Here is a 21,121-nt window from a genome sequence, read left to right as displayed (position 1 = left end):
TATTGCTATTGATTAGATATAAATTTAGTTATCCATGAAATTTCGTCAATTTAAATGAGTGATGTAATTCTTATTTAAATTAATCATTGTTATTGAAAAAACCATTTGAAGCCCTTTTGAAAGAATCCCTTTTTATCTTGTTGTTCAGCACCGGGTGGATGCAGATCAAAATTCAATGCTTCTAATTTATGCACATCATAATAGGATTGATGGATGCCATTTTCTATATTGTTGTAGCCAGTTGGTGTAAAAATTCCAATGTCAAACCCAACAAAGTGTAAAAATGTTAGAATTATAACATCTTCCTTTGTAAAAGTATTTTCATCTCTGTCAAAAACGATGACTTTAGGGATGCCATAGGGATAATCAAATTTCTGAATTAGATCTAAGTAGGACTTATCCAAGGCTAAGATTGTATACAAAATCTTTGTTTTAAACTCTGGACTTAGATGTTCCATAAATAAATTTTCACTTGTCACTAAGTGATTCATTTTATCTAGAATCAACTTCTGTACTGGCGTTTTTAAGTAATGAAATTTATATTCAGGTAACTGCTTAACCTTCTCTATATTCAGACTTCCATCAGTATTAAAAACACTTCTATTGGTTAAGTAGTTTCTTGTTGCAGTAAAGGGTATTTTATCTATAAAAATAGCTGATTCTCTTTTTTCTAGCAAAGAATTAAAGTGGCTCCAATAGAGATTTAGGTCTGTTAATGTCCCACTTACCTTGGCAAATATATTAGGGATATAGATTTTATTCCCCTCTGCCTTAAATCCTTCCCTAAACCTTGCATCTTCTCTCCAAAGAATAAATAATTCGTCGTAGGTGGTCTTTAAGGTATTTGCAATTACCTCATAGTTCTCGAACTGCCATGGCCGATAAACACCACTATCTTCTGTGTGAAGAACCTGATCTATCTCCACAGAAGCCCTATAGGCTACTGTCTCTTGCCGCTTAATCCCTGTGGAAACTGGAAAGGGTTTAAGGGGGCTACGTTGAGAATATTCTATTAGGTTTGAATATACCTCTATTTTAGGGACATCGCCAAAGCGTTCCCCATCTTGGGTATTGAAATACAACACGTCAAAACTCATTAGAGATAGAAGGATTAAAAAGAAAATTTCATCCCGTTGAATTTCTCCATAGAATATTATCTTTGGATTCATTTCCCCATACTTGTATCCCTTTAATAGGGGTATTGCATATTTCTCAATCCAATACAATAACTTTATATAATAGTTCTTAACGATATTTAGGTTCTTTTGGTTCATCATAAAGATGTTTAAAAGAATTTTAAGCTTGTCTTTTATTAGCTTATTTTTAATTGGATCAATAGCAGTCAAAATTCCTGGCTTTAAAGTTAGCTCTATAATTGCTTCTGCAGTAGGTTGGTTTATCTTAGCAACCTGATTCCATAGTTGGTTGACTCTTTGAATAAAATCATTTGGAATAAAACGATCTAGACTTTTATCAATTTTAAGATAAAGCGGACCAAGTTCTTTAAATTTTTCGTGGAGTTGAATCAAATGATCCTCGTAGGTTGCTTCTTCCTCCAATCCAATAATTCTATAAAAATAAGTGGGCATAACCATAAACTGATTATTATAGGCAAAACCTCGACGATCCTTTGGTAACACTAGAATATCTTCAAAAATATTCTTTGCTTTGCAATTTATTGTATTGATGGCAAGTTTATGAAAGCTTACATCCCCCATAGTATTTTGGTTCCTCCTTCAAACATCCTAAAATACTACTAGTCATATATACGATTAAAAGTACAGAATGTCTATGAATTCTACAAAAAACTTTTTTCCTTAACATACTTATATTCCACAAAGGTTTTAAATCCCCTTCATGTAATTTGAATTATTCAAATAATGGCTGTAATTTACCTATTTATGGCTAACTAATTCTTATTATATCATACTAAGATGCTTTACAGGGGGTTTAAGCTACCATAACATTTTTTACATAACATTCTATTAGTACCCCAATACTACATAATTAATACTATTATACCAAATAAATGTTATTTTTTTGTATTTTTATCCAATTTTTCTATTTCTTTTGTTTTTTTTAGACTTTACATGAAAGAAGTATCCATTCTAAGTTATGGAATTAGGTAATTACTTAAATGAATACTGGATTCCTATCTCATAAATAAACAATCCAATGTAGGGTAATACTAAGTTTGGAGGTGATTTAATTGAGGCTAGTTGCTAGATTTTCTGATGAAAGAGATGCCAGTGCTCTAATTGATAGTTTAAGAAATACTGGATTTGATCGAAAGGATATGATTGTTAGTAATCTTGCAGATGAAGGATGGAAAAACTATGGTGAAGCTTTTGAAAGTATTGCTTTTATTAAAACAGAAAGAGATAGTTTAAGGGAATATCAGTCCTTTTCCAGTGGAATTAAAGGACTTCAAGGTGATACAGGGGTTATTGTAGCTGTTGAAACTTCTAAACATAATACCAATCGTGTTAGAGAAATGATGGAACAGTCAGGTGCAGAAGAGATCCTACAAGACTAAACTAAAAGAGATTAGCTCAAAATGCTAATCTCCTTCAATGTTTAGTTTAGGTTAGTTAAGTTTAGGTTAGTTAAGTTTTGTTTTCTTCGTTGTTATGTTTTCCTTATTTATTAACGATAGTTATTAATAGAACCTACTCTACCTATATATACTTCATCAATAATAATATTTCCATATTTTGTTCCATCACTTCGCCTTACATTAAAATATTCTTCCCGATAATTGATGCCATTAGTAGAACTTTGGCTAGACCAATATCTTAACCCTACAATTTTCCCATTATCTCGAATCCAGTTTAAGAAAACAACCGTATGACCTGTATTGTTTTCTCTACTAAAGTCAAGAAAATCTCCTGCCTTTGCATTTTCAAAGTTTGTAACACGTGTGCCTATTCCATATTTCTCCATAGCAACGGCAATATTGTTGGTTGGTTTGTGACTATTTGCCACATACCAAATTAAGACAAAATCAAAAAGTTCTTCATAGCTCATACCGTTGAAATCATCAATAGATAGACCTGCTTCCCTATTCCTTTGTTGCATTGCTTTAAAAAATACTTCGAAGGTGATTCCCGAACAATGGCTGGCACGATTACCACTAGGGTGAGCCTTAAGTAGTAGACGGTCTTGATAGTTTAGATTAACAGTAACACCATTGTAGTTAGCATAATCATTATTTAAAAGATATGGTAATTTTCCTACGGGATAGGTCTTGATAACATCTAAAACATAAGAATTTAAATCTCGCTTTAATATACCTTCGTTGATTTCACCAACAGATTCTGGCTCATTCGATTCTCCATCATCCTCTGGGTTACTTGGCGTTAGTGGATCCCTCAAACTATATTCAAGTTCTTTTTTGCCTTCCTCCTGCTTAATAGGTTCAGTTTCTGTCTTATTTTCTTCTTGTATTATCTCTTTTTTTACCTCTTCTTCTAAACCTTCCTCTTCATCAACAATTCCTTCATCTTCAATTAATGATTCTTCAGCGCCTTCAGTAATTGTTGATTCAGAATCCTCTAAAGTATCTTCTTCTGAAAGCAAATCATCTTCAAAATCACTAGGATTTTTATCTAGAGGAGATGCATTCACTTCACCTATAAAAAACTTTATGTCTGTCCTCTGGATAAAAGTAAAATATGTAGCTAAAAGACTTATCGTCAATATAATACCTATCGATAGGAATTTATTCTTACGTACAAATAATTCAAATTTTTTCATAACTCAAACCCTCTCTGTTTTTACTTCCCGAACTAGTCATATAGTCATTATACCTAATCTAGCCGTAAGTTTACATAAGTAAAATTTTCTAATTTATTGTTATATTTTTTTCATTCTAGGAGACACTTGTTTTAAGGTCATTAATTTAACAATATTTCGAAAAAAATTTACTTTAAACTATTGAATGGATTTTATTTCTGTGTTAAGATATGTAAAATACTTATGGAAAAACAATGAAGAAGATTAGTAGTCCCCTTGGTTACAAAAGTAGAGAATAGGTTGGCTGGTGAAAAACCTATAGCACAAGGTAAGATGAATTACCCTTTGGAGTTTCGAAGTTAAAAGCTTCGACGGTCCCCATCCGTTATCATGGTCTAAGGCATTTTCAAAATGTAAATTAAGGTGGTACCACGGGTCTCCTCGTCCTTTATCAAAGACGAGTAGGCCCTTTATTTTTTTATTATAATTTTTTTATTATAATTTTTTTATCAAATTATGTTTTATTAAACTAAAGGAGGTATTTAATATGTCTAATGTTTTTGATGTATTAAAGGAAAGGGGTTTTATTCAACAAGCAACCCACGAAGATGAAATTAGAGAGTTATTTGGTAAGGAATCAGTTACCTTCTATATTGGCTTTGACCCTACTGCCGACAGCCTTCATGTTGGACACTTTTTACAAGTTATTGCAATGTCCCATTTACAAAAGGCTGGACATAGACCAATTTTCTTAATTGGCGGCGGAACAGCGATGATTGGAGACCCAAGCGGTAAAACTGATATGAGAAAAATGCTTACACCAGAAACTATCCAACATAACGCCAACTGCTTTTTAGATCAAACAAAGGGTTTTCTTGATTTTTCAGAAGGTAACGCTATTATGGCGAATAATGCAGATTGGTTATTAAACCTACAATACATTCCCTTCATAAGGGAAGTAGGAAGACATTTTTCCGTCAACAGAATGTTAACTGCAGAATGCTTTAAAAGCCGTATGGAAAAAGGGTTATCCTTCTTAGAATTTAACTATATGATTATGCAAGGGTATGATTTCCTTGAATTATACAGAAGACACGGTTGCCGTCTTCAATTAGGTGGAGACGACCAATGGTCTAATATCATTGCAGGAGCAGATTTAATTCGCCGTGTTGAGGGTGAAGCTGCCTATGGTATGACCTTTACCCTCCTTACAACAAGTGAAGGTAAAAAAATGGGTAAAACTGAGTCTGGAGCAATATGGTTAAACCCAGAGAAGACTTCTCCATTTGAGTTCTACCAATATTGGAGAAATGTTGACGACAAGGATGTTGAAAAGTGCCTAGCTCTATTAACTTTCCTTCCTATGGATGAAGTAAGAAGATTAGGTTCATTAGAAGGGGCTGAAATTAATCATGCAAAGGAAGTACTTGCTTTTGAAGTAACAAAGCTAGTTCATGGAGAAGAGGAAGCAACCAAAGCTCAAGAAGCAGCAAGATCTTTGTTTAGTAAAGGCCCATTAGCTGGATCTGTTCCAACTACAGAAGTGACTGTATCAGACCTTGATGGCATGGACATTTTAGGTTTATTGGTAAAGACAGAATTAGTTGCATCTAGAGGTGAAGGGCGTCGTCTAGTGCAGCAAGGGGGCATTACCATTGATGATGTAAAGATCAATGATATAGGTCATCTTATTACACCTGAGAGCTTCACAGACGGTTCTTTAATGATCAAAAAAGGTAAAAAGGGCTTCCATCAAGTAAAGTTAGTGTAATCTTGCAATATCTAAATTTCATAACAAATTCATCCTTCATAAGATTTATAGGATGAATTTAGGTGAAAAAACTAAGCGACTTACACAATTTAATCCATTAAATTGGTTATCTGCTTATCTTGAAACTCATTACGTAAAGTTCTCTTATTTTAATAATAATTAAAGTAGAGCTTTCCTATTCGTTATAAAAAAAGGCCTGTTATAGTCTAAAGTGCCCTTGCCATAGGCTCATTTTAGACTAAAATAACAGGTCCTTTTTTTTTCCTTATCATTTGAGAAAAATGCATATAACATAAGCCATAACTTATTTGGGTTTTATGGAAATATAATCTTCAAGTTAATGATGTATTTTCTTCATTCTAATACTAATGATGCCATTACTCCATTATCATTGATAATAATTTTCTATATATTGTTCAATTTCTACAGCTGTACTTAATTTTAATACCCCTTGTGCTAATTCATGACCTTCTTGGTAGGATAATGTTCTAATCTGTTTTCGTGCAGCTAATAAAGCCCCAGCACTCATACTAAATTCATCTAGCCCCATCCCTATTAATATTGGGATTAACCTCGGGTCTCCCGCAACCTCACCACACATACCTACCCAGATCCCTTCCCTGTGTCCATTATCTATGACACTCTTAATTAGTCTCAATACAGCAGGGTTAAAGGGATTATATAAATACGAGATTTTTTCATTCATTCGATCAACTGCAGTGGTATACTGAATTAAGTCATTGGTGCCTATACTAAAAAAATCTACTTCCTTCGCCAATAGGTCTGAGATCACAGCTGCAGATGGTATTTCAATCATGATTCCGATCTCAATACTTGGAGAAATTTCGATTCCTTCTCGAGAAAGTTGAGCTTTTACTTCTTCTAATATATCATTAGCCTCCCTTACTTCCTCTACTGAAGAAATCATAGGATACATAATTTTTAAGTTTCCATAGATACTTGCTCTTAATAGGGCCCGTAACTGGGTCTTAAAAATATCTTTTTTATCTAAACAGATTCTAATGGCTCGATAACCCAAGAAAGGATTCATTTCCTTAGGCAGTTTTAGATAGGGTAGTTCTTTATCTCCCCCAATATCTAGGGTTCTTATCACTACTGGCGAAGTTCCCATAATCTCTAAAACTTCCTTATAGGCATTAAATTGCTCTTCTTCATTAGGAAGGGTGTCTCTATCCATATAAAGAAACTCTGTTCTATATAAACCGATTCCCTCTGCACCCTTCTCACTTGCTTTTTTAGCATCTTTAGGATTTCCTATATTACAACCTAATTCTACTTTTTTACCATCTTTAGTAATGGTTTCGCTGTCTATTAATGCTCTTAATTCTTCTTTTTCTTCCTGCTCTTTTCTTTGAGTTTCTAGATAGGCTTTAATGATTTCCTCATCTGGGTTAACAAACACCTTTCCTTGGCTTCCGTCAAGAACAAGCATATCTCCAGTTTTAACCTGGTCTGTAATATCTCCCAATCCAACAACAGCTGGAATCTCCATCGTCCTAGCCATAATAGCACTGTGGGATGTTCTTCCTCCAATATCAGTCAAGAAACCTAAAACCCTATTGGGGTTCATTTGGGCTGTATCTGATGGCGTAATATCATGGGCAACCAAAATTACATTTTCAACAAGAGAGTCTAAGGAAACCTGCTCTTTTCCTAAAAGATTAGACATGAGCCGCTGCCCTACATCCCTAATATCCGCCCCTCGTTCCCGCATATATTCGTCATCCATACCTTCAAAAATATTAATAAACATATCTAGAACTTCTTTTAATACTGCTTCTACATTAATCTTTTCTGTTTTAATTTTAGCTTCCACAGATTTAATTAATTCTGGGTCTTCGAGGATCATAATATGGGCCTCTAAAATTTTCTTTTGCTCTATTGAACCCTTCTGTCTAATCATTTCAATTTGCTTTTTTGATTCTTCTAAGGCTGTATTAAAACGATTTATTTCAAAATCTATATCCTGAATACTTCTTTGCTCTATCTTGATTTCTTCCTTTTCAATTAAAAAAGCCTTTCCTATTGCAATTCCTGGTGAAGCTCCTGTTCCTCTAAACATTTTTGTCACCTCTGTTCTATTCACCAAAATTTGAGTTAAATAGAGCCACAATAGCTTCCAATGCCATCTTTTCGTCAGTACCCTCTACCTTAATTTCTATCGATTGCCCCTTCTTCCCTCCTAACGCCATAATACCCATTATACTTTTAGCATTTATTTCAACAGTTCCACTGATCAAAGTAATTTCACTTTTATACTTTCCTGCCTCTTTCACTAGAAGGGTTGCAGGTCTTGCGTGTAGCCCTGCTTCGCAGTTTATTATTACCGTTTCTTTAACCATTTTCAACTTCCTTTCTGCCAGATTTAATTGTCATTTGTTTTAGAGTCAGATTATTGAGTTGCTTTTTTCTTTAAGACCCCTAATAATAGAGCCGTTATCACCGTACCTACTAAAATTGATACTACATACCCTCCCAAATTACCAACTGCATTAGGTATTGGAAGAACAAAAATTCCTCCATGGGGTGCCCTTAGGGTTGCTCCGAACACCATAGATAGAGCACCAGTTACCGCAGAACCTGCAACAATTGATGGAATAACCCTAAAGGGATCTGCTGCTGCAAAAGGAATAGCGCCTTCAGTAATAAAGGATATCCCTAAAACCCATGCTGCCTTTCCTGCTTCTATCTCTGGTTTTGTAAACTTATTTTTAAATAACATTGTTGCCAATGCCAATCCCAATGGCGGTGTCATCCCTGCTGCCATTACTGCAGCCTGTGGTTCAAATACATTTGAAGCCAATAACCCTACTGCAAAGGTATAGGCAGCCTTATTTATTGGACCTCCCATATCAACAGCCATCATTGCTCCTAATATTCCACCTAATAAAAGTGCATTGGTTCCAGTTAAACCTTCTAACCAGTTGGTCATGGCATTCATTATTCCACTAACTGGTGTACCTATAACATAAATCATTAAAAGCCCAACAATTAAGGAAGATAATAAAGGTAAAATTAATATTGGCTTTAAACCTTCCAAAGATTTAGGAAGTTTAATAATTTTCTTTAGATACGCTGTTGCATAACCAGCAATAAAACCTGCAACAATTCCACCTAAGAAGCCCGCCCCTATTTGTGATGCGATCATACCACCAATTAAACCTGGTGCTAAACCTGGCCTTTCAGCGATTGAGTAGGCTATATAACCTGCCAATACTGGAACCATGAGGGCAAAGGCAGCTCCTCCACCAATCTGCATTAATGCCGCTGCTAGTGTTCCCTCCTCTTGAAAGGCTTCTATCCCAAAGATAAAGGAAAGGGCAATTGCTAATCCCCCTGCAACTACCAACGGGAGCATAAAGGAAACGCCACTCATTAAATGTTTATATGGTCCTGTTCTTGTTTCATTTCTTTGCTGTTTAATTTCAGTAACTGAATCTGCTAATTTATCCTCTTTAGCCTTTACATTTAGGGCACGATCAATTATGTCATCTGAAGCTTTTATAGCCTCTGCTATAGGAACTTCGATTATTGCAATATTTTTAAATCTTTCCTTAGAGATATTTGCACCAGCTGCAATAATCACTGCATGGGCTTCTCTAATATCTTCCTCGGTTAATTGATTTTCTACACCAACAGATCCTTGGGTCTCTACCTTTATTTCGACTCCTTTTTTCTTAGCTGCCTTCTCTAAAGCTTCCGCCGCCATATAGGTATGGGCAATTCCTGTTGGGCAAGAAGTTACTGCAATTAGCTTTTTCATATTAATCCCCCTTCTTTTAAATATGCTATTTTTATCAGCTAATCAAAAGCATTAAATACATCTTCTTTAGTAGTGGCTTTTAATAAATTTTCACGTATATCTTCGTTCATAAGCTTTCGAGATAGCTGACTAAGAACCTTCAAGTGTTGGTCATTAGAATTTTCTGGTACAGCTATTAAAAAGAATATATAGCTAGGTTCTTCATCTAAAGATTGAAATTCCACTCCATTTTTGGATTTTCCAAAGACTATAGCTGGTGCTTTAACTACAGATGACTTTCCGTGGGGAATAGCTATTCCCATTCCTATTCCTGTAGTTGACTGTTCTTCTCTTTCCATTACAGTTTTTAAAAAACTCACTTCATCAGTTACAATCCCCTCCTTTAATAAAGGTTTTATTAATTCTTGAATTACTTCTTCTTTTGTTATTGATTGAAGATCTAATATCATTAACTCTTTATTTAAAATATCTTTTATTTCCATACTTACTCTCCTTTACTTTAGTTTTTTTATTTTTACTGCTTTAACATAGTTATTTATTTCTTCCAAATCATGAAGGGTTGTTCCTTTACTTACACTTAAGGTGGCTGAGGCGATTGCTAATTTAAAAGTTTCCTCTAATTGAAGCCCTTTTTTGATACCGTAGGCAAAGGCTGCCACCATTGAATCTCCTGCTCCAACCGTACTACTGACTTCCACCTTTATTGTCTCAGCCTTTAGTACTTCTGTATTGCTAATTAGCATGGCTCCCTCTTCCCCCATAGAGACTACCACTAATTGAACCCCTTTTTCTAAAAAAAACTTTGCTTTATTGATTATGTCTTCTTCGTTATTGATCTTTACTTTAAAGGTGCTTTCTAGCTCATGAATGTTGGGCTTAATCATATGGGGCTTTCCTTCAATAGCCTCTAGAAGGGCCTCCCCCTCGGCATCTAGAATTGTAATGCAGTTCCTTTTATTTGCAATTTCCATCAGATCTTTATACACATGACTAGGTGTAGCTTTGGGTAGACTCCCTGATAATACAAGAATTTCGCTGACTTCTACTAGCTCACCAACTTTTTCATAGAGAGCCTTCAGGTAAACCTCTTTGATCGGGTCTCCACCATGATTGATATCTGTAATCATAAAACTATTATGGTCTATCAGTTTTAGATTAGTTCTTGTTTCTGTATCTGTTAGAACAAAATCTGTTTTAATTCCCTTCATTTTTAACCAGTTATTAATCCATACTCCTGATCCTCCGCCAATAAATCCTGTTGCGGTAGAATCTTCACCTAATCCCCTTAAAACTTTTGAAACATTAATGCCTTTTCCACCAGCTTCTTGCTTTGAATTTATGACTCGATTAACTTTTCCCAATTGAATGCTATCAAAATCTAATCTTTGATCAATTGCAGGATTAAGGGTTACTGTTGTAATCATAATGTCCTCCTTAAGTGTAGATGACTTGTATATCCTTAGAAGCAAACTTATCTACAATTTTATTATCTATTCCTTTATCTGTAATTATCCCATCAACCTCTTGTAGACTAACAAATCTTGAAAAGGATACTTTACCAAATTTAGTGTGATCAGCTACAATATAAATTTCTTTTCCCGATTTCGTCATCACTCTTTTCGTATGGGCTTCATCTAAATTGGGGGTAGTACAACCATCCTGTAGGGTAATTCCATTAGCTCCTATAAATACTTTATCAACTCTAAAGCTTTGGATAATTTTATCTGTTAATGGCCCTACAATAGAAACGGTTTCCCGTCTGACATGACCTCCCGTTACTACTACATTAATATTGGTTCTTTGGGATAGCTCTGTAGCAATTAAAATTGAATTAGTTAAGACAGTAACATTATTGGCAGTGATATTTTTTGCAATTTGTAAAGTTGTTGTCCCCGCATCTAATATGACTGTATCGTTATCTTCTATAAAAGCTGCTGCCCGTTTTCCAATCTCTATTTTCTCATCTATATTGACCTGCTCTTTTTCCACCATAGTTGCCTCAAATCCAGTATTTTCTAATTTTACTGCTCCACCATGGGTTCTCTTAAGAAGTCCCGCCTGCTCTAAATCTTGTAAATCTCTACGAATTGTGGATTCAGATACCTGTAGTGCCTCTGTAAGGTCATTAACCTGTATACGCTGAGTGTTGTTTAATATTTCAAGAATTTTAGCCTTTCGTTCTTCAGCAAACATTTGAAGCCTCCCTTCATCTCTATAATCTATTCTGATGATGATCTATTTATGACTGATTTTTGATTGATTAGTATTGTTTTTGATTTTTTATGATTGTTTTTGATTGATTTGATTATATCATCCATCACTAAAGATGTCAATTGACTTTTCTGACAATTATAATTTTTATAATTAGGAAATTGCATAATTAATATTAAATTTATATTAGTTCTCTTATTTTAATAATAATTAAAGTCGAACTTTCCTATTCGTTATAGAAAAAAAACCATTCAAAGTTGAGCTTTCAACTTTGAATGGTTTTAAAAGGGAGAATTTATTTTGCTTTTTAACTATTATTATTGATTTGCTGCATTAGTTCCTGCTATTTTACCAAATACAACGTTACCCATTGTATCGTTACCAGCTACACGGCCAGCTCCGTAAAGTCCACCAAGAACTTCTCCAACCCCGTATAGTCCTTGAATTGCATTACCATTTGTATCTAAAATTTGTGCATCTTTATTGAAGGCTAATCCACCCATAGTAAAGTGAGATGATACTTCAGCTTGTACGCCATAGAAAGGAGCTGTTGTTACTTTCCCCATTGAAGTTCTACCAAACTCATCTTCTCCGTTATTATAAGCATCAACTGTAGTTTCTAAAGCGGCTGGGTCTAATCCAAGTTTTGTAGCCAATTCTTCTATTGTATCAGCTTCAACCATTCTAGCATTTCTAATTGCTGCTGCACCATTATTGGTTGCTGCCACATCTGCATCAAAGATTACATAGGTAACGCCACCTTCTTGAGCTGCAACTTCAGGTACAAGATCCCATCTGTGTTGTGTTTCGCTTGTAAATCTTTCAGCCGCCTTATTTACAAGGATTCCACCAATACCTTCTTCACCAACTACTGTCTCTCTAATCCAGTATCCTGGTGTTGCTAAAGGTCTCATCATATGATGTTCCATATCAACTACTGCTGCACCAATAGCCGTAGCCATTTTTAAACCATCTCCTGTTGGTCCAGCGGTACTCATTGTTCCTGTTCCACCTGCATACTTAGAATTATATTCTGCAATAACTTCTGGTGCATTTCCTAAACCACCAGTAGCTAAGATTACTGCATTGGCTTTTATCGTATACTGGCCTTCTTTACCTTTAACTACTGCTCCAACTACTTTACCATCTTCTACTACTAATTCTTCTGCAGCAGTATTTACTCTAATTTCAAGATTACTATGCTTAGCAGCTTCTTTTCTGTAGGCATCAACCATTAAAGACCCATAATGTCCTTCTACAGGAACAATCCACCATGGCTCTTTTTCATTAAGCTTATATTCTAGCCCTAGTGACTCTAACCATTCAAGCCCTGCATTACTATTTTCAGCTAAAACTGTAACTAATTCAAGATTTGGTAGGTCTTTACCTTCCTTCATCGTTCTGTCAATATGATCTTGAACTGTAAAAGGAATACCTGCTTCTTCATGTAATCTTGTATCAGAAGCTGTCATACCAGTTGCAGAAATAATTGTATTTCCACCAACTGCTGGCATTTTTTCCACTAAGATAACGTTTGCACCACTTTCTGCTGCAGTGATTGCTGAAACTAAACCAGCTCCTCCACCGCCAATTACTAACACGTCAGTTGTTACATCTTTGCTTTCATTTACTTCAGAAACTGGCTGGGCAGTATCCTTGGTACATCCAATAAATATTGATACTACTAATAGTAGTACAAGAGATAGTATTAATCCTTTTTTCATTATTTTTGTCCCCTCCATTAATTTAAATTGATAATTAACAAACAATATTTGTTATATACTTATCATACTGGGAAAAGAGATTGTTGTATATTTGTCAATTGTCCCTTCTTAAAGACAAAAGTCCCTTATTCAAGGGACTTTTGTCTCTGCCAATAGATTGCAGCTTCTGTTCGATTTGAAACATTAATTTTCTTCATTATTCTACTCACATTATTTCTAACGGTCTTCTCAGCAATAAAGAGGGCTTCACCAATTTCCTTATTTGTTTTGCCTTGGCTTAAATAGTCTAATATCTTCTTCTCTTGTGGGGTTAAGACTTCTTCTGATTCGCTACTTCTTTTAACAACATTCATCATTTTCCCCACTACAGTTGAATCTAAAACTGATATTCCTGCTGCAACATCTTGAATTGCTTTAATAATTGTTTTACTCTCTATGTTTTTCAACAAATATCCATCTGCCCCCGATTTGACCGTTTCTAAGACAATTGAATCCTCAGCATAGGCGGTTAGCATAATTACCTTAATTTTATCATCTATTTTTTTTATTTCTCTACAACCAGCAGCTCCATCACCATCTGGTAATTTAATATCTAACAATACAATATCTGGCATTAGTTCCTTAACTAACTGATAGGCTTCTGTCAAAGTTCCAGCTTCTCCACATACGAATAAACCTGGTGTACGATCAATTAGAGAACGAATACCCCAACGAACAATAGAATGATCATCCACTAATAATAACTTAATTTCTTTTTGCATCATTTGAAGTTTCCTCCCATGGAATAGCTACTTGTACTCTTGTCCCTTTTTCACTACTGATAATTGATATTCGGCTGTTAATAGATGCAGCCCTTTCCTTCATTGAGGTTAATCCATAATGACCGGGTAATTGATCTTTTATATCGAAGCCGATGCCATTATCGACTATTGTAGCCACAACGGATTTTAAATTACCATCTATAGTAATGGTAATTAGCTTTGCAGATGAATGTTTTATGGCATTACTTACAGCCTCTTGTATAATGTAATACATTTGAGTTACCTTCTCATTGGATAAAAAGCCCATTGCCATATCAGAAACGTAGTAATTAAATTGGATTGGGATCTTTCCGTTTTTTTCAAAGGTAGCCACTAATTCTGATAATCTTTCCTTTAGTTCCTCTGTATTAATATTTTGGGTAGCAATTTTTATAATGAAGGCTCTAATCTGCTCAATTGATTCATTTAAACTATTCTTAATTTGTGTTAGGTATACTTGTTTTTCTTCATTTTCTTCTACATCGATGAGATTTTCCACCAGAAGTCCAGTGGCAAACAGGTTTTGAATCATCCCATCATGTAGTTCTCTCCCTAATTTTCTTCTTTCTTTGCTGATTAATTGTATTTTTGAGAGCATTTCAATTTTTTGATTAGTCTCCCATCTAAAAATATCAATAACACTGATAAATAATAGGGTGATTCCTATGGCAGAACTAGCCCTTGCAACTTCTACTGGAAATTTAAAAACAGTATAGAATAGCTCCTTATTGATTAGATGAGCAGGATAAAAGTTGCTTTTATCAACAATTATTCCAGCAAATATACTATACAAAAGAAATAATAGAGCCATTCCTTTAAGTTTGAAGGATATATCTCTTAACTTCAATTTTAAAAAGTAATTAGCATTTTTATTTAGGGCAAATGCTGCCATCAAAGCTCCTGGTAATCCGATAAAGTACCTACTTATTGTATCCTCTATAAACAACCATTGTAGGATATCTGTTCTATAATAGTGATAGGAAAAAATAAACCCTAGAAACCAAAGGGTAAAAATAACCCATGGTAAAGAGTTATTTAGTTTTTCATAACGACCTTTGTAAGCCCTCAGTTTTATACCAAAGGCCCATAAAAATGTAAAGGAAAGGGCATTTAGAAAGGTGGCTATTACAATTAATAGCAGTTCGTGATCTGGATAGATGTTAGTCAACCTTATCATAATAATCCATTCTGTAATACCGTGAACTAAACCAAAATAACCTAAGTATTTAATAGCTTTTAGTAGATAAAAGTTTGTCCCTTTAGGAACCATCTGTTGTAGGGCAGAAATACCCATCGAAAAAAAGGCTAATCCATAAAAGAAAAATAAAATAATATAACTATGGCCCATTAATCTTTCACCCCCATACATCCGTGGTATTAACTGAGAAAATTGCATATTACCTTAACTATGGAATTTTAATTGGTTTTATCCAATTCCTAAATATACATGCTATAGACTATTCATATTATAACTTCAATATATTTAGAAATCAATGAAAGATAGATATTTTTAGGGTTTCCCAGTAGTTCCCCAGTAGGTTTTTTAATAATAAAGGACTAAATTGGATAGAAATCTAACCTATTTAGTCCTTACCTCTTTTCAATATGAAGTGTTCCATAAACAATTAACCAAAATCTATTTACCCGATGGTACGTCTACCTTTGAAAAAATTTTATTTCCCCTTTGTAAATAACGAAGTGTATAGGTGTCCCCATCTATTCCAAACATTTCTACTTCAGTGATTCCCAGTTTTTCTAGATCGGCTTTAATTTCTTTTCTTTTAGCCCTAATTTCTTCCTTTGTTTCAATATCATTTTTATAGATTGTAGAGTATTTTACCCACAGACTTAATAATTTTTCTTTTGAACCCTGCATAGAAATATTCATTTTTATGATCCTCCCATTCCTATTAATACTAAAAATATAATTTAGTATTATCCTTCTCTTTATTTATTATAATCATCCCTTCACAAATGTAAAGAATTATTATGTAATCTTTGTAATTTTTTTTATTATTTTGTCGAAAAGTGCAATATTTATTGTTTGAATTATCAACAATGCTTAAATTAAAAGTTTCTCCATTATGGTGATATCTACCCAATTATCACCAATTTTTCCCTGTTTTATATATGTTCCGACTTCTCGAAAACCCATTAAATGGTATAACCTTTGACCAGCCTCATTGATTTTAAATGTACTTAACACTAGCTTATGGAACTTTTCTTTACGGGCAACCTCAATTAAATTCTCCAATAATCTTTTGCCTAGACCTGTTCCCCTCATATCTCTTCTAATATAGATGGAGAAATCTGCTACACCATCATAACATTCCCTTTGATTAAATACATTTAAAGAAGCCCACCCATAAATTATCCCCTCTGTATTTTCCACCACAATTACCTTAAACCTTGGTCCCTTTTGATTAAACCAGTTTGTCATTTCCTTTAAGTTTCTTGTTTTTGTTTCTAACGTTGCTATCTTGTCTTCTATCCCCTGATTATAAATTTCCACAATCTGGGTAATATCATTTAATTCGGCAGTTCTAATTCGTAAATCCAAATTTTTTCCTCCTTATTTTAGAATAATTTATCCCCATAAGTTTAAAATTGTATAATTCCTGTCTATTATTGAAAATATAACTTATTATTACCCTAAATATTATAGCAAAGTTCTTTCTTTGTTAAAACTTATTGTAATATATACCATTAGGCTTTAAAAATTAATCAATTTTTAGTAATATAGTAATATGATATAACAAAGAATTAAAATTTACCTTAATGGGGGTTAATCAATGATCCAGATAGTAACCGATAGTACTTGTGATCTTTCTTTGAGTCTTCTTAATAAATTTAATATATTAGTAGTTCCTATGTATCTTCAGTTTCAAAACAACACCTACAAGGATGGCATTAATATTTCTCCTGAGGTTATTTATGAAGGCGTTGCAACTACAGGTGAACTACCTGTAACTGCCGCTCCTAGTTCTTCCGATTATTATGATATTTTTAAGAGTCAAGTAGATGCAGGTAAGGAGATCATTTATATTGGTACATCCTCAAAATTAGCATCAGCAATCCAAAATGCAAAAATTGCTGCTAATGAGTTTAAAGACCAAAAAATAAAAGTAATTGACTCTTTAAATATCTCCACAGGTTTAGGCTTATTAGTTTTACAGGCAGCTGAATATGTAAAAGCAGGTCTAGACTTTGAAACCATAGATATTAAAATTCGTGAGACAGTTCCTAAAGTTAGAACTACCTTTATCGTAGATTCCTTAGAATATCTTCGCAAGGGCGGTCGTTGTACTTCTTTAGAAAGTATCATGGGCAATATGTTAGGTATTAAACCTATGCTCCATGTTATAGAAGGAAAGTTAGTCCTTGGAGAAAAGAATAAGGGAAAACGAGAAAAGCTTGTTACAGCTCTGTTAAATCAAGTAATTGAAGATGCTCAACTTATTTCCAGCAAGAAAATCATCATTATTCATTCAATTGCCCACGAAGAGGCAGATTATCTAAAGTCTGAAATTAGTAGGATTATACCTGATAGAGAAGTAATTATTTTAACTGCTGGATGTGTTATAGCAAGTCATTGTGGCCCAAGCACAATAGGGATTAATTATGTATTAAAAGAATCCCCATCTACTGATGGAGAATAAAAACTTCGGTTTTCACCGAAGTTTTTATTTATCTATTTCCATGTAGATCCTTAATTTGATTATTCTGATCTAATACAACCTCTTGCCCATAAGCAGCAACAGAGAAAATCTTTTCTGCATCGGCTAAAGTAACACCCCTCATTGTCATCTTTTTAGGATCAGCCTCTCCTACACCATCACGATATAGGGTGTATAGATATTGTACTGCTTGGGGCAGAAAGCCTAGAAGTCTTCCACCAATGGCGTCGGCTGCAACGGCATCAGTTGATGCAATAACTAACCCTTCTGTATTAACAGCCTTTCCATCAGAGGGCCCTGTCCCAATCATGGCTTTATCCACACTAATAATTGAGATGTCGGCAGGAAATTTCTTCGTCATTGCAACAATAAAGCCATGTAAGTCTTCATGAATTCCAAGCTTTTTCTTAGGAAAACCATGAACTTCAGCTGGAGGCCATCCCAATGCAATGTTTTTAATTGAAGCACTCATTGTAGCTTCCTCATGATATTTCAATTGAGTAAAACTAATTAAAACATCTGTTTCCATCATGAGTTTGTTCATTTCAGTTTGATTAATTACCTCATGACCTAAAGCTAGGTTAATATAAGGCCCAAAGTTTAGGTCTACAAACTCGACTTTTTCCTCTTCAATTATTCTATCATAGCCAATATTTCTAAAGACATTTTTAGTATCATCGCCCCCTGATCCTACTGCTACAACAATTCTTTTAGGATTCTTTGATTTAACATATTGAATAAGTTCCCGTAGGGTTTCAGGCCCTACTACTGTTGCTGTATGGGGCGGTTGGGACTTAACCCAATTAGGTGTGATCACTACACAATCCTCTGGTTTTATGATAGCCTCTATTGGCAATAGATTAAGGGCTTCTACAATAGATTTTTCTTCTACCCTGTTTCTTGCAATTGATACAATTGCCTCAGTCACTCTTCTATTCTTCATTAAAAAACCTCCCTAGAAAATAATATCTATACTATTTCTTTCCAATGGGAGGATTCCTATACCTTGTTTCTACTAATTCATTATAACCTTGCCATTAACTTCATTAATAAGGGTCTATGGATCTCTACTGCCTTTACTGGGCATAGTTCTTGACAACAGAAACATCGAATACAGCCTTCTAAATCAACAAAGGGTCTTTTCTCTGTCATGGTAATCACCTGTGGTGGACAGAATTTTCCGCAGTCTCCACAACCTACACAGGTTTCATGGGTAAAAACTGGCTTAGGTTGCATAGCTGAATTTAGTATTTCTCTTAAAAACTTTGGAAGTTTACCTTCAAGCAAATCTATGCTTCTGATTTCTGGAATAATAAAATCCTTTATTCTGAATTGCTCTAAATGATCTCCCTTCAGTTGGATGTCTTCAAAATTTCCCTTACAAAGGCTTCTTTCTACACATCTTTGAATCGTTGGTACTTTCATCGGGTTTAAATTAATTATATTAGTTGCCACTACATCTAAGTGATAGGGACTTGTTGACGCAAGTACAGCTCCAATTTCCCGTGGATCTCCTGCACTTGGGCCAGCCCCCTCCATCCCTACAATTCCATCCATAAAGGATAGTACTGGCTTGGCAGCTATGCAAATGTCCACCAATGCATTAGAAAAATCTACATTTTTAGGCATCCGAACATGATATTCTGCCTTCTCCAAACCCGCTACTATCCCAAACATATTTTTAACGGCCCCTGTAAAGAGCATCATCCCGTGGGTTTTTAGCTTAGAGACTGAAATGACTTGATCTACCTCTTGAAGGACTGCTATTCCCGTAATTTTCTTTAATAACAACCCCTCCTTATTTTCAATTTCAGCCGAGTTGGTATTATAGTTTAATTTTGCTCCTACCTCTTCTGCTACTTTTTCAATCCCACAAGCTCTATAGATCCCCTTTAACGCGTTAGTATTAAAAGGGCCTCCTGGGCTATCACCTATAATCACCTCTGCTCCATAGTCTATTAATATACTAGCTAATGCCTTGGTAAATATCGGATGGGTTGTTGTCGCCTCTTCTGGCTTCTTTTTCATTAGAAGATTCAACTTCAGTAATACCCGATCCCCTTTTTTAATAAATCGACTGATACCACCTAAATCTTCAAAGTTTCTCTCTATTGCAGCCCTTACTTTAAGATAGTCGTAATCTTTACATGCTACTACCGAAACAATTTCTTTTTTCACCTCATACACATCCTTCTAACACTCTTTTTAAATAATCTTTCAATTAAAGGACAATACAGTATAATTTATTTCTCAATTTCTTTCTGCTTCTTTTAAGAATGATGGGGAGAGAATTATACTTCCATAAATATTAATTCTATAAGTAATACTTCGTCCTATAAAGGATAATTTCCTTCAAAAAATAACAAGTAGCAGTTTAAGATCTTAAGGACCATTAAACCACTACCATGATATATAAGTTGTTGCACTAAACAGCGGAGTTTTCATTTGCTTTAATATATAAAATAAAATTAATTATGCAATTTCCTCATTCTAATAACGATTCACTTAAAACATATTTCTTTATTCCTTCTGCTACACCATCTTCATTATTAGTTGTTGTTAAAAAGGTAGCTGCCTTTTTTACTTCTTCTTCACTATTTCCCATTGCCACAAATGCTCCAGAATAGTCCTTCATCGAGAGATCATTATAATTATCTCCAAAAGCGATAACCTCTTCTTTTTTTATTCCCATAAGCCTACTCAGTTGGCTAATTGCCTTACCTTTAGAAACACCTTTATTCATGATTTCTAAATTGTTATGCCACGATTTATCAACTTCAATTGTGGAAACTTTCTCTAGTTCTTTTCTAATTGCGATTAATTTCTCTGGCTGTTGGTCTACTAAAACAAACTTCAAGATTTGCGGTTTTTCAGTTTCAATATAATCCATTGCGTCCTTAATCTCTTCGATATCGATTTTTTCATTATTTCTATTTCTTCCACCCCAATAGCATTCCCATAGATAGGGCAACCCCGCTTCTTCAACATAAAGTTTTTCTTGGCCATAAAAATGAAAGTATATATTATGGGCTTTTGCAATTTTAATTACCTGTATTGCATCTTCTTTTGAAATTTCATTATGATAGATCACCTCATTACTAACACGATTTCTGATCAACGCTCCATTGCAAGCAATAATAGGGGCTTCAATCCCTAATAATTCTGCATATTTTCTTGCAGAGGTGTAGATTCTTCCTGTGGCTATGGCTAAGTTTACGCCTTGCTGTGCAGCTTCCTTTAACACCACTTGTGTTCCTTCACTAACCTCATTGTTTCCATTTAACAATGTACCATCCATATCCATAACAACTAATTTATATTTCATTTTTAACCCTCCTTCGGTTGTTATTTGTCAAAAAATTAATATTATTTTCCATTATGACGATTGACAATTTATTAACATTATTTTATAATTAAGA

19 protein-coding genes and 1 other annotated feature are annotated in these 21,121 nt (G+C 34.4%); of the genes, 3 read left to right on the top strand and 16 right to left on the bottom strand.

Annotated elements, in window-relative coordinates:
• Positions 1-89 precede the first annotated feature (89 nt).
• Positions 90-1,718, bottom strand: a complete 1,629-nt coding sequence (locus T335_RS20570) for a YceG family protein (RefSeq protein WP_051569284.1) — start codon at positions 1,716-1,718, stop codon at positions 90-92.
• 491 nt (positions 1,719-2,209) lie between these two features.
• Between T335_RS20570 and T335_RS0111965 the strand changes: the two genes are divergently transcribed.
• Positions 2,210-2,536: a hypothetical protein gene (locus tag T335_RS0111965; RefSeq protein ID WP_026477770.1), complete on the top strand. Its 327-nt coding sequence runs from the start codon at positions 2,210-2,212 to the stop codon at positions 2,534-2,536.
• Between the two features lie 110 nt (positions 2,537-2,646).
• Here the strand turns inward: T335_RS0111965 and T335_RS0111960 are convergent, their stop codons facing one another.
• Entirely contained in the window at positions 2,647-3,756 is a 1,110-nt protein-coding gene (locus T335_RS0111960; RefSeq protein ID WP_026477769.1) for a hypothetical protein, read from the bottom strand.
• Between the two features lie 224 nt (positions 3,757-3,980).
• Positions 3,981-4,187, top strand: a binding site (T-box leader).
• Between the two features lie 95 nt (positions 4,188-4,282).
• Between T335_RS0111960 and tyrS the strand changes: the two genes are divergently transcribed.
• Complete coding sequence (gene tyrS, locus T335_RS0111955) at positions 4,283-5,506, top strand: tyrosine--tRNA ligase (RefSeq protein ID WP_026477768.1); 1,224 nt, start codon at positions 4,283-4,285, stop codon at positions 5,504-5,506.
• A gap of 388 nt (positions 5,507-5,894) precedes the next feature.
• On the opposite strand, the gene ptsP is transcribed toward tyrS, so the two are convergent.
• The 11 genes from ptsP to T335_RS0111900 all read right to left on the bottom strand — a co-directional run bounded on the left by ptsP (position 5,895) and on the right by T335_RS0111900 (position 16,585).
• Positions 5,895-7,589 carry a phosphoenolpyruvate--protein phosphotransferase gene (ptsP, locus tag T335_RS0111950; protein WP_026477767.1) on the bottom strand — a complete coding sequence of 565 codons (1,695 nt, stop codon included), beginning with the start codon at positions 7,587-7,589 and terminating at the stop codon, positions 5,895-5,897.
• Positions 7,590-7,605: 16 nt separating this feature from the next.
• Positions 7,606-7,869 carry an HPr family phosphocarrier protein gene (locus T335_RS0111945; RefSeq protein WP_026477766.1) on the bottom strand — a complete coding sequence of 88 codons (264 nt, stop codon included), beginning with the start codon at positions 7,867-7,869 and terminating at the stop codon, positions 7,606-7,608.
• Between the two features lie 50 nt (positions 7,870-7,919).
• Positions 7,920-9,290 carry a PTS fructose transporter subunit IIC gene (locus T335_RS0111940; protein WP_026477765.1) on the bottom strand — a complete coding sequence of 457 codons (1,371 nt, stop codon included), beginning with the start codon at positions 9,288-9,290 and terminating at the stop codon, positions 7,920-7,922.
• Positions 9,291-9,328: 38 nt separating this feature from the next.
• Positions 9,329-9,772 carry a PTS sugar transporter subunit IIA gene (locus T335_RS0111935; protein WP_026477764.1) on the bottom strand — a complete coding sequence of 148 codons (444 nt, stop codon included), beginning with the start codon at positions 9,770-9,772 and terminating at the stop codon, positions 9,329-9,331.
• Positions 9,773-9,784: 12 nt separating this feature from the next.
• Positions 9,785-10,714 carry a 1-phosphofructokinase gene (gene pfkB / locus T335_RS0111930; protein WP_026477763.1) on the bottom strand — a complete coding sequence of 310 codons (930 nt, stop codon included), beginning with the start codon at positions 10,712-10,714 and terminating at the stop codon, positions 9,785-9,787.
• A 10-nt stretch (positions 10,715-10,724) separates the two neighbouring features.
• Positions 10,725-11,483: a DeoR/GlpR family DNA-binding transcription regulator gene (locus T335_RS0111925; protein ID WP_026477762.1), complete on the bottom strand. Its 759-nt coding sequence runs from the start codon at positions 11,481-11,483 to the stop codon at positions 10,725-10,727.
• Between the two features lie 335 nt (positions 11,484-11,818).
• Entirely contained in the window at positions 11,819-13,225 is a 1,407-nt protein-coding gene (locus tag T335_RS0111920; protein ID WP_026477761.1) for an FAD-dependent oxidoreductase, read from the bottom strand.
• Between the two features lie 125 nt (positions 13,226-13,350).
• Entirely contained in the window at positions 13,351-13,989 is a 639-nt protein-coding gene (locus tag T335_RS0111915; protein WP_026477760.1) for a response regulator, read from the bottom strand.
• Positions 13,970-15,373, bottom strand: coding sequence for a sensor histidine kinase (locus tag T335_RS0111910; protein ID WP_026477759.1), 1,404 nt, complete (start codon positions 15,371-15,373; stop codon positions 13,970-13,972). Before T335_RS0111910 ends, T335_RS0111915 begins: the two co-directional genes overlap by 20 nt.
• A gap of 288 nt (positions 15,374-15,661) precedes the next feature.
• Positions 15,662-15,913, bottom strand: coding sequence for a hypothetical protein (locus tag T335_RS0111905; protein ID WP_026477758.1), 252 nt, complete (start codon positions 15,911-15,913; stop codon positions 15,662-15,664).
• A 174-nt stretch (positions 15,914-16,087) separates the two neighbouring features.
• Positions 16,088-16,585 carry an arsinothricin resistance N-acetyltransferase ArsN1 family A gene (locus tag T335_RS0111900; RefSeq protein WP_026477757.1) on the bottom strand — a complete coding sequence of 166 codons (498 nt, stop codon included), beginning with the start codon at positions 16,583-16,585 and terminating at the stop codon, positions 16,088-16,090.
• A 232-nt stretch (positions 16,586-16,817) separates the two neighbouring features.
• On the opposite strand from T335_RS0111900, the gene T335_RS0111895 reads away from it, so the two are divergent.
• The gene (locus T335_RS0111895) at positions 16,818-17,684 is read left to right on the top strand and encodes a DegV family protein (protein ID WP_026477756.1); all 867 of its coding nucleotides are present in this window, start codon (positions 16,818-16,820) and stop codon (positions 17,682-17,684) included.
• Between the two features lie 28 nt (positions 17,685-17,712).
• On the opposite strand, the gene T335_RS0111890 is transcribed toward T335_RS0111895, so the two are convergent.
• The 3 genes from T335_RS0111890 to T335_RS0111880 all read right to left on the bottom strand — a co-directional run bounded on the left by T335_RS0111890 (position 17,713) and on the right by T335_RS0111880 (position 21,027).
• Complete coding sequence (locus tag T335_RS0111890; protein ID WP_026477755.1) at positions 17,713-18,645, bottom strand: DUF362 domain-containing protein; 933 nt, start codon at positions 18,643-18,645, stop codon at positions 17,713-17,715.
• Positions 18,646-18,725: 80 nt separating this feature from the next.
• On the bottom strand, positions 18,726-19,880 hold the full coding sequence (locus T335_RS0111885) for a DUF362 domain-containing protein (protein ID WP_034328386.1): 1,155 nt from the start codon (positions 19,878-19,880) through the stop codon (positions 18,726-18,728).
• Positions 19,881-20,187: 307 nt separating this feature from the next.
• Positions 20,188-21,027, bottom strand: coding sequence for a Cof-type HAD-IIB family hydrolase (locus T335_RS0111880; RefSeq protein ID WP_026477753.1), 840 nt, complete (start codon positions 21,025-21,027; stop codon positions 20,188-20,190).
• Between the last annotated feature and the right edge of the window lie 94 nt (positions 21,028-21,121).

The sequence above is a fragment of the Alkaliphilus transvaalensis ATCC 700919 genome (assembly GCF_000621485.1).
GTDB lineage: Bacteria > Bacillota > Clostridia > Peptostreptococcales > Natronincolaceae > Alkaliphilus > Alkaliphilus transvaalensis.
This window is presented reverse-complemented; position numbering and strand designations above follow the sequence as displayed.

Coding starts and splice junctions, on each gene's coding strand:
- T335_RS20570 (WP_051569284.1), bottom strand. CDS start 1,718: ATGGGGGATGTAAGCTTTCATAAACTTGCCATCAATACAATAAATTGC.
- T335_RS0111940 (WP_026477765.1), bottom strand. CDS start 9,290: ATGAAAAAGCTAATTGCAGTAACTTCTTGCCCAACAGGAATTGCCCAT.
- T335_RS0111920 (WP_026477761.1), bottom strand. CDS start 13,225: ATGAAAAAAGGATTAATACTATCTCTTGTACTACTATTAGTAGTATCA.
- T335_RS0111945 (WP_026477766.1), bottom strand. CDS start 7,869: ATGGTTAAAGAAACGGTAATAATAAACTGCGAAGCAGGGCTACACGCA.
- T335_RS0111935 (WP_026477764.1), bottom strand. CDS start 9,772: ATGGAAATAAAAGATATTTTAAATAAAGAGTTAATGATATTAGATCTT.
- tyrS (WP_026477768.1), top strand. CDS start 4,283: ATGTCTAATGTTTTTGATGTATTAAAGGAAAGGGGTTTTATTCAACAA.
- T335_RS0111890 (WP_026477755.1), bottom strand. CDS start 18,645: ATGAAGAATAGAAGAGTGACTGAGGCAATTGTATCAATTGCAAGAAAC.
- ptsP (WP_026477767.1), bottom strand. CDS start 7,589: ATGTTTAGAGGAACAGGAGCTTCACCAGGAATTGCAATAGGAAAGGCT.
- pfkB (WP_026477763.1), bottom strand. CDS start 10,714: ATGATTACAACAGTAACCCTTAATCCTGCAATTGATCAAAGATTAGAT.
- T335_RS0111925 (WP_026477762.1), bottom strand. CDS start 11,483: ATGTTTGCTGAAGAACGAAAGGCTAAAATTCTTGAAATATTAAACAAC.
- T335_RS0111910 (WP_026477759.1), bottom strand. CDS start 15,373: ATGGGCCATAGTTATATTATTTTATTTTTCTTTTATGGATTAGCCTTT.
- T335_RS0111895 (WP_026477756.1), top strand. CDS start 16,818: ATGATCCAGATAGTAACCGATAGTACTTGTGATCTTTCTTTGAGTCTT.
- T335_RS0111960 (WP_026477769.1), bottom strand. CDS start 3,756: ATGAAAAAATTTGAATTATTTGTACGTAAGAATAAATTCCTATCGATA.
- T335_RS0111915 (WP_026477760.1), bottom strand. CDS start 13,989: ATGATGCAAAAAGAAATTAAGTTATTATTAGTGGATGATCATTCTATT.
- T335_RS0111905 (WP_026477758.1), bottom strand. CDS start 15,913: ATGAATATTTCTATGCAGGGTTCAAAAGAAAAATTATTAAGTCTGTGG.
- T335_RS0111880 (WP_026477753.1), bottom strand. CDS start 21,027: ATGAAATATAAATTAGTTGTTATGGATATGGATGGTACATTGTTAAAT.